This window comes from Gammaproteobacteria bacterium (assembly GCA_029862005.1).
Taxonomy (GTDB): Bacteria; Pseudomonadota; Gammaproteobacteria.
Genome location: JAOTYD010000060.1, coordinates 1 through 8,967 on the forward strand (window position 1 = coordinate 1; position 8,967 = coordinate 8,967).

General features: G+C 51.7%; 11 protein-coding genes. 4 read left to right on the forward strand and 7 right to left on the reverse strand.

Features of this window, described 5'->3' with window-relative positions; translation table 11 throughout:
• Positions 1–155 precede the first annotated feature (155 nt).
• Both OES20_18165 and OES20_18170 read right to left on the reverse strand, forming a co-directional pair.
• On the reverse strand, positions 156–722 hold the full coding sequence (locus OES20_18165; GenBank protein ID MDH3636620.1) for a pentapeptide repeat-containing protein: 567 nt from the start codon (positions 720–722) through the stop codon (positions 156–158).
• A 120-nt stretch (positions 723–842) separates the two neighbouring features.
• Entirely contained in the window at positions 843–1,424 is a 582-nt protein-coding gene (locus OES20_18170; protein ID MDH3636621.1) for a CDP-alcohol phosphatidyltransferase family protein, read from the reverse strand.
• Between the two features lie 83 nt (positions 1,425–1,507).
• Between OES20_18170 and OES20_18175 the strand changes: the two genes are divergently transcribed.
• The 4 genes from OES20_18175 to OES20_18190 all read left to right on the forward strand — a co-directional run bounded on the left by OES20_18175 (position 1,508) and on the right by OES20_18190 (position 4,476).
• A complete protein-coding gene (locus OES20_18175) occupies positions 1,508–2,215 on the forward strand; it encodes a glutathione S-transferase (GenBank protein MDH3636622.1) in 708 nt (235 codons plus the stop codon).
• A 26-nt stretch (positions 2,216–2,241) separates the two neighbouring features.
• On the forward strand, positions 2,242–2,538 hold the full coding sequence (locus tag OES20_18180; protein ID MDH3636623.1) for a YciI family protein: 297 nt from the start codon (positions 2,242–2,244) through the stop codon (positions 2,536–2,538).
• 239 nt (positions 2,539–2,777) lie between these two features.
• Positions 2,778–3,266, forward strand: coding sequence for a hypothetical protein (locus OES20_18185; protein MDH3636624.1), 489 nt, complete (start codon positions 2,778–2,780; stop codon positions 3,264–3,266).
• Positions 3,250–4,476 carry a hypothetical protein gene (locus OES20_18190; protein MDH3636625.1) on the forward strand — a complete coding sequence of 409 codons (1,227 nt, stop codon included), beginning with the start codon at positions 3,250–3,252 and terminating at the stop codon, positions 4,474–4,476. Before OES20_18185 ends, OES20_18190 begins: the two co-directional genes overlap by 17 nt.
• A 71-nt stretch (positions 4,477–4,547) precedes the next feature.
• Here the strand turns inward: OES20_18190 and OES20_18195 are convergent, their stop codons facing one another.
• From OES20_18195 to OES20_18215, 5 genes are all read right to left on the reverse strand, one after another.
• Complete coding sequence (locus OES20_18195; protein MDH3636626.1) at positions 4,548–4,799, reverse strand: hypothetical protein; 252 nt, start codon at positions 4,797–4,799, stop codon at positions 4,548–4,550.
• 130 nt (positions 4,800–4,929) lie between these two features.
• A complete protein-coding gene (locus OES20_18200) occupies positions 4,930–5,385 on the reverse strand; it encodes a DUF302 domain-containing protein (protein ID MDH3636627.1) in 456 nt (151 codons plus the stop codon).
• A gap of 88 nt (positions 5,386–5,473) precedes the next feature.
• Positions 5,474–6,067 (reverse strand): outer membrane beta-barrel protein, encoded by a 594-nt coding sequence (locus tag OES20_18205; GenBank protein MDH3636628.1) that lies wholly within the window; start codon positions 6,065–6,067, stop codon positions 5,474–5,476.
• Positions 6,068–6,302: 235 nt separating this feature from the next.
• Positions 6,303–7,043, reverse strand: a complete 741-nt coding sequence (locus OES20_18210) for a glutamine amidotransferase (GenBank protein MDH3636629.1) — start codon at positions 7,041–7,043, stop codon at positions 6,303–6,305.
• A 171-nt stretch (positions 7,044–7,214) separates the two neighbouring features.
• On the reverse strand, positions 7,215–8,967 hold a 1,753-nt coding region (locus tag OES20_18215; protein ID MDH3636630.1), incomplete at its 5' end, for an ATP-binding protein.

Here is an 8,967-nt window from a genome sequence, read left to right on the forward strand (position 1 = left end):
GCTGGTAATTGTTCATCGGGACTTGGATTAAATTTTACAGGTCGACAGGTAAACTTATAGCAAATTTAGAGTAAACCATGCCTTATTAAGGTTCCGGATTTTGATGCCCGGGGTTTTCCACTTCTGAGTGAGGAGCCCGACCCTTGCTATTAGTTTTATCGGTCAGATGTTTCCCGGAACACCAGGCCACGAGCTGACGGATCAAATCCGGTCGTGAAGATTGTTCTGCCATCGTAACTCGCGCCAGCCATTGCGGCATCGGTTGCGTTGGCACCCCCGAGATTCGCACCTGCAAGGTTCGCGTTTAACAGGCTTGCTCCTTCGAGGTTTGCAAATTCGAGGTTAGCGCCATCAAGCCTGGCGTTTGCCAGGTTGGTGTCTGACAAATTTGCCTGGAACAGGAGGGTGTTCGACAGGTTTGCAGAAAACAGTTTCGCGCTACTTAGGTCAGCACCGCTCAAGTCGGCGCCTGACAAGTTAGCGGTTGATAGATTGGTGCCACTGAGATCGGCACCCGCCAGCATCGCACCGGTCAGGTTGGCTTGAGCAAGATTGGCATTCGACAATTGGGCATCCCCGCAAACTGTGTACGGTTCGATAACGCACCCCTCGATATCAAGGCCCAGCGCTCCCTGGCTGCAAGTGAAAAGACCGAGTGTAAACAGGGTCGCGATAAGATCTGCCTGGTGTTTCATTTTCTTGACCAGTTGAATTCTACCCAATTCGAAAACTATCCGCCCCTAAATGTTTTATCAATGCGTAGTAGAAATATAAATTACATTATAAAACAGTAAGTTAAACGATTTATTTAATGTGAATTATAGAAATTGACAGATTTTATATCACGTGTCTTCCCTGCGGATTCGCAACGCGGTCACGATTGAACGCACATCGGTGCGTTCCTCGTGCAGAATGAACGTGATCATTATTTCTTCAAGGCCGGCAATGACGCACAATATGCTCGCGAGCATGAACGGCCAGCTAGCTACTTCGGCGTAGAGCGCGATATAGCCCACGAAGGTGGCAAACACCGCGATCTTGACGGCCCAGGTGTGATAACCGGTCAACTTGCCGAACTTCACCAGCCCGACCAGTGCCGGTAATAAAAAGCTGAACAGGATCATTGCGTAATACAGTAGCTCACGCCGGGTGATTTCGGGCCACAGGATCCACGCGCAGGCGGCCATCGTGCTGTAGATCGTGAAATCGCCCCAGCTGTCGAGGTGTGCGCCAAGCGGCGTGATCATGTTGAATTTGCGTGCCAGGAATCCGTCTACCACGTCGGTAAGGCCGGAAAACAAGAGTACGCCGAGGAACCAGGTTTCCATGCCGAGAAAGGCGAAAACGAACAGCACCGGCGCGATCAGGATCCTGATCATGCTGACCAGGTTCGGTGTTTTAAGTATGTCCTGCCTGAAGCTCATCGTGCTGTGTTTGCTAATTCCTGCAATCGGGTTCAATGGGTACAAAATATACCCGCTTATAAAATTCTTTGCGCTGCTTTATTATGGTGCCTCTTTTTACTGGCTACCGTATCGCCATGCACTATCACCTGATCATGGGCAACCAGGCTTACTCCAGCTGGTCGCTGCGCGGCTGGTTGTTGCTGAAGGCCTTCGAGATCGAATTCAGTCACGAGGTCGTGCCGCTTTATGTGCCTGAGTATGACCAGTTCCTGTACGAGTATTACCCGGCCGCCACGGTGCCAACGCTGCGGGTAGATGATGGCGCGGAGCAGTTCACGATCTGGGACAGTCTCGCGATTGCCGAGTTTCTGCACGAGCAACATCCCGAGGCTGGAATCTGGCCCGCGGATGTGTCTGCACGCGCCGCGGCACGAAGCCTCTGTGCCGAAATGCATTCGAGTTATGTTGCCTTGCGTTCGACCATGCCGATGAATGTCCGCCGGGTGTATCAAAACATCAAGCCGGATGTCGAGACCCTGCGTGATATCGATCGTATCGAGGATTTATGGGCCTGGGTCGCATCCCGATGGGGTGGGGCGGGGCCCTACCTGTTCGGCGAAAATTTCTGCGCGGCCGATGCCTTTTACGCCCCGGTGGCGAGTCGCTTTCGTACCTACGGCGTGACGCTGCAACCCGCCTCGCAAAGCTATGTTGACGCGCTCCTGGATCACCCCGCGACAGTCGAATTTTACCAGGCCGGGATGCTCGAGCGCTGGATCATGGCGCACAATGAATTTGGTCAGGAATAGCCCGTTCACAACTTGAGGAGTCAACCATGAAATACGCCGTTTTATTTGAAGATAACGATGAATTTGCACATATGCGCCCCAAGTTCATGGCGGATCACCTGCAGTTCCTGGGTGATAACAGCGAAAAAATTGAAGCTGCCGGTCCGATGAAAGACGCTAAGACAGAGGATCCGGCGGGTGGATTGTGGATCATTGAGGCCGACAGTGCGGAGCAGGTGCAGGCCCTTGTCGAAACCGACCCGTTCTGGCCGACCGGGTTACGTCAATCGATCCGCATTCTCGAATGGACCCAGGTATTTGTCGATGGAAAGAAAATGATCTAGGCGCAGGGTATCGCAGAATGTGAGATAAACGGGAGGAACTGTAATTGGTTAGGCTTCGGGATGAATGATCTGGGATATCATCCTGATTACTGTCGTACTTGACCCAAATCAACACGTCGGGGGCGAGAGAACATAAATTGATTTAATAAGTTTGCTTTAAAAATCAGATTTTACTTTAATATTGGAATGTAACGATTTGTTTTATAAGGAATTAAAGTCTGAAAAATTGAGATTGATACATGACCGGAAATAAATCGGTATTCTGGAAAATCGGCGTCGCGGGTCTCGCGTTAACGGTCGCTGTGGGGGTTTATATCCTGGTACGCCTCAATCCGCCCGGGCTATTGGCGCCGTTTCAGGTGACGAGTTCGCTGCTCGGTACACAGCTCGGCCTCTTCGGTAGTGCTCCTGCCTTGTTTTACACACTTTCGATCGGACTCTTTATTGGTGTTCTTGCATCGACGTCGTCCTCGGGTTTATTACACTGCATGATCTGGATTGCTGTGGCGCTGTGCCTAGAAATCTCGCAGGTACCATTTATTGCGACGTCGTTTGCAGCCTGGTTTTCTACAACACTACCCGACGCTGTTTGGGAACTGATCGGGCCTTACTGGACCCGCGGCGTATTTGATCCCTACGATCTGCTGGCAACGGTACTGGGTGGGGCCATTGCCATGTTCATCCTGAGCCGTTTGCCGAGGGAGGAAAAGCATGCAGCCAACCACTAGGCGAGGGTTTCGTAACCTGCTGTTGAGCAGTATCTATGCACTGGGTGTTTTCGGCATCCTGGCGAGTGGCGATGGCGATAATGATGTTGTCAGGGCTTTTACCTGCGGTCTTTCAATCCAGGGAATCGCACCGGTCGGCGATGGTACCGTCTGGGTCGGCGTGTTTGCGAAGACCAATTCGGACACCGAGGACAGGGTCGTGCTGTTGGACACCGATGGTTCAGAACTGGAAAGTTACTTGATCGGCAACGGCGGCAGCGAGAATGCGATTCGTGCAATTGCGCGTGCGACCGACGGCTCGAATGATGTTTACGTCGGCGGTGACTTTATTCGCGGAATAAGCCGCGGCATATTGCGCCTGAATTCTGATGGCTCGCTCGACACGGACTTCGATGTTGGCACCGGATTCAACGGAAGAGTCACCGCCATTGTTCCGTTGACGAATGGTCAAGTCTATGTGGCTGGTTACTTTACAGAATTTGGTGTCGACTCAGTCAGCGGCCTTGTACGATTGAACAGCGATGGTTCATGGGATAACGCTGGATTTATTACGGTGCCAGGAGTTACGGATATTGACAGCGTCGTTTTAGGCACAGACGCCCCATTTGTTGATTATCTTTATTCCGGGGGTACCGGCCTTAACCAGTTATCACGCTGGGAAAGTAACGGGATACGTGATGGTGCATTCAATCCAATCTTTGGGCCTGTCTTCAGTGTCGTTCCTGCAGCTGATTCTTCCGGCAATATCTATTATGGTGGGAGGTTTACCAATAACATTATCCGCCTTACCGAAATTGGCACCACAGATATGGTTTTTAATGTCGGTACAGGATTCGACAACGACGTTTTAAGCATCGATCGCGCAGCATCTGGTGGTATCTATGTCGGTGGCGATTTTACAACTTATGACGTTGACAACAGCAATGGTATTGCGCGTATCAATGGTAACGGCACACTTGATGGCTCATTTATGGTCGGCAGTGGTTTTACCGATCCAAATGGAATTTTCCCCTTTAGCAAGGTAGCTAGCGTGATTCAGGATACAAGCGGATCGGACGATGTTTTTGTCGGCGGTGGCTTCACGGAGTACAACGGCGTACCAAGCAACGGTATCGTGCGACTCGATACGGTTGGCTCTCCCGCTGCCTTTAACGTCAGCATCAACATTGACGGTGAAGTTTGCAATAGTCAAACGATCCCGGACTCGTAAAACGGGCTGACAGCTAACACCTGTCGCGAACTTGAATCGAGTTAGCGGTTATCCTGGTTTTTAAATCGATCCTAGTCACCGATCCAGATATAGCTTGCCTGGTATTCGTCGAGTTCCCCGTTAGCATCCCTTTCGATCAGCATGCGCAGGTGCGATCCGGGAACGATATTTTGCTGCGCCAGGGTCAGTTCATAATTTTCCGGGTTATAAATCCGGTTTGCGTTCGCAAACCTGACTCTGATCCGGTCGCCGACCAGCGCGGTGAATTCAGGCTTAACCCTTAAATCGAAGCAATAAGGTTCATCGGGGCAGAATTGGTCCACGAACCCAAGCAGGTGGACCGGGCTGGTGGCACCGAAAAGTGCCGGTGAGATCACAGCAATTACGAGCCATGTCCCGAGTCGAGGTGATGTGTGCAACTTCGCGTGGCACGATCGTTTGACGAAAATGCGGCTATTCCGCGGCGCTCGCCTTTTTGGCAAAATTTCCGAGCGCATTGGCGACTTTTTTCAGCACCTCGTCACATCCCTGCGTGTTGTGTCGCAAGGCAAGGAATTGCGGATCGTTATAGGAAAACCAGACCTGGCCGGCTTCGTCCTGCCAGATCAGTGCCTTTTGCGGTAAATCGATGGCAATGCTGTGACTGCACTGCATCAGCGGTGTGCCGACCTTCGGATTGCCAAAGATGACCAGCTCGGTCGGTAACAGGTTTTTGCCTGCTTTTTTGGCACCGGCTGCATGGTCGATACGGGTGAAAACCGTCATTCCCTTGCTTTGCAGAATCTTTTCGAGGCGATCGCCAGTCACGGCTACCGAGTGGGCACTTTTGACGCTGATCATGCCTTCGCCTGCCCAGGCAGATGATATGAACAGAAAAGTCAGGACCAGTGTCAGAATGGCTTTTTTCATAGTTGGAATCTCCCTGGTTACGTTGAGTATATTAACCATTTAGTAACATAAACCCATACGCCAGGTCAAAACAGATAACTATTTTGTATTACTCGAAGTAAATCGAACCGCCGAACGAGAACACGGTGATATAGGCACCACCCGGAGTGAAGTTGTCGTCCAGTTCGTTCAGGCGTTCGAATTCTGCCCTGACCTCATATTTTTCGTCAAAGGTAAAAGCAAAACCGGCACCGAAGGTAAAATCGGTGCCGTCATCATCGGTACGTGTCGTTGATGTGCCGATCCGGGTGTAATCGGTTTCCCAGGCCATGAAACCTGCCTTGCCGTAGAAATACCAGAAATCGCTGATCGGGATGATGCCATGTAGCGAAAAATTGAGCCCGGATGATTCGGCCGTGGTCGTTATCGATCCTTGTTCGTCGTCCAGCTTGCCGAGGTCCTGGTAGGATATTTCGAACGCCAGGTTTTCGTGGAAACGTTTTCCGCCATAAAACTTGAACGAGGTATCGTCGCCATCACAGTTGTAGCCGTAGTAATCGCAATCTTCATCCGAGCCCGAAAAACCCAGTGCGAATCCACCGTAAAAGGGATAGTAATCGTCGTGGCCCGAATGCGCCCAAACCGGCGGGGCCATAAACAACAGGCAACTGGCGATAACGAGGCCGAGTCTAGTGCTTAACATTTCTCTATACCGATTTCCAAAATTCCTGGATTGTAGCCTGATAGTTGAACCTGCAAGCCGAATCTAACAAGTACCTTCATTTGAAGTTTCAGATTACAGTACATACCACCAAACATGTGTTAACTAATGTTAACAGTATCACTGCCTATCCAGCTCGATCAGGTGATATATATCAATATTTCTCGTGAATTCAGGACGGTAGGCGGGTAATCGAAAAACGTGCTGCGCTGGAATGTCAGTGCGCATATCTTGCGACGAAGCGGCGCAGGATTTCACGGGCGTAGGGCGTGTTTTCACGGTTTACCGCGACGATCAGCGCCTCCGCCTCCTCGGGCGGGAAATACCCGTGGTGCTTGTAAGCATGAATCCTGACGGTAAAACCTGCTGCATCGCCTTCGGGATGAAACTGGGTTGCGTAGACATTTTTGCCGAGTCGAAACATTTGCACCGGGCAATCATCCCCGGTCAACAGCAGCGTCGTGCCTTCGGGTAAGATATCGCAGGCTTCCTTGTGACCGCACAACACCGCGATCTGGTCCGGGAAATCTGACAGTAGCGGGTCGTCCTTGCCGGCGTCGGTGAGCCGAACCACGGTGCCGCCAACAGGCTCAGCGTATTTTTTGGATATTGGCGTTGCGAGGTACGAACCCAACAGGCCACAACCCGAGCAGGCGCCCAGGAAAGGAAAGTCGCGCGCGATGATGTCATCGAACAGGCGCCTGAAATCGTTTTCTATCTTCACCTGGATGTCGATTTTCTGATCTTCCGGGGTGCTGATATCAAACGGACTGCCGCCGACAATCACCGCGGCATAGTCATCGAGCACAAGCCCGGGTATGCCGCTTTTCTCAATGCGTATGCGGTGTGTATCTTCTGCTGCGAGATCCCCGTATTTCAGAATAGCCTCGAATTCGCTGTTCGACGTGTCATCTTCCGGGCGTAACTGCAGAATCAGTACCGGTTTCGAATCATTCATGCTGTGTTCGTCCTGCTGTGGTTTAGTGCTTGCCACGCGTATTAAAACAGGATTTACGCCTGATGTGGATGCGAGTTTTGGTTCCCGGCCCGATAATTCCGAAATCAGAATCCGAGGCCAGGCGTCTTAATGCATTATCGCGATCACGCAGATCCTTCGGCTGGATTCAAACTAGCCAACATCCCGCGCCTGGTTGTGGGTTATGGTAATGAAACTCGGTTCCTCGTGCAGCCAGCGGTCAAGCACTTCCTCGAGTTCATGCCTGCGGTAAGGCTTGGTGAGGACTTCGTCCATACCGGATTGACGGCACTTCTGGCGGTCCGTTTCGGAGGCATTCGCAGTCAGCGCGATGATTGGAATCCGCGCGTTGGGCTGTTCTTCCCGGCGGATCTTCAGGGTTGACTGGTATCCATCCATCGTCGGCATCAGGCAATCCATCAATATCAACTGGTAATTTTTTTCACGCCATAATCGAATTGCTTCCTGGCCGTCCTCGGCAATATCGGCGTTGTAACCCATTTTGGTCAGTAGAAATGAAGCAAATTTCTGGTTGGCGATGTTGTCTTCCACCAGCAGGATATTGCCCTTGGAAACCATCGATAGCGTGAAATCCGTGGCGTCCTCGTCATCCGGTACCTGGGCCCGCGTTTCAGTGCCAGCCTCGGGCTGGCTGATCGAGGTATTCAGCGCGTAGTAAAACTGGTAATTGGTAAAAGGCTTCTGCATGAAGGTGGTATAGCCCTGCAGGTGCTGCGTGCTCGTTTTAAGTTTCTCGGAGTCTTCGATGCCGTTGCCCAGTACGATCCAGGAAATCGGATTGCGCAGTGAACCGTCACTGAATTCGCTCCAGTCGTTATTTTTATCGAGCAGCGCTTCCTGGCTGACGATGACGAGTTGTTTAGCAACGTCATGTTCCTCGCAGACCAGCAGCCGGCTCTTGATTTCGCGGGCGTTATCGACCACCGAAGCCTCGACATTTATTCTGGCCAGCCGATCGATGATCAATTCACAATAAATCGAATTCGGCTCGAACAACATGACATGTTTCAGGGCTTCGTCTGGCAGTGGAATCTGGTCGCCTTCATCCGCCAGTTCCAGTGGGAAAAACACCGTGAACACGGAGCCCTTGCCGGGCGCGGAGTCGAGCTCGATATGTCCGCCCATCAAGGTCACCAGCTCACGGGTAATCGTAAGGCCAAGGCCGGTGCCGCCATACTTGCGGGTGGTCGAGCTGTCCGCCTGTGTGAACGAGTGAAATAGTCGTCCAGCCTTTTCCTGGGCGATACCGATACCGGTGTCTTCGACATGGATCGAAATGTTGCCGGTGTTCCCGTCGTCAACCTCAACCGAGACAGAAACCTGGATGTAACCCTGCTCGGTGAACTTGCTGGCATTACCGATCAGGTTGAAAAATATCTGGCGGATGCGGGCAGGATCACCGATAAAATGGCGCGGCAGGTTGGGGGCGTAATCGAGTATTAATTGCATTGGTTTGTTTTGACAGCGGGGTGCCAGCAATGCCATCACGTCGTAGGCGGATTGCTCGAGGTCAAACGGAATCTTTTCGAGCCCCACCTTGCCGGCTTCGAGTCTTGAAAAATCCAGGATATCGTTAATGATGGTTAACAGGGACTCACTCGAGTCGAGAATGATCTGCACGTATTCCTGTTGCTTGTCACTCATCTTGGTCGCTGAAAGCAATTCGCTCATGCCGAGCACGCCATTCATCGGGGTACGCAGTTCGTGGGTCATGGTCGCGAGAAACTGGCTCTTGGCTTCACTCGCTGATTCTGCCTTTTCGCGGGCGGCAGCAAATTGTTCCCGGGTTGATTCCAGTTCGTTGACGGTGCTTTGCAACTTGCCAATCGTTTCCCGAATCCTGCGTTCCAGAGGTTTGAAAATTAGTAGTGCTTCAAGCAACAGT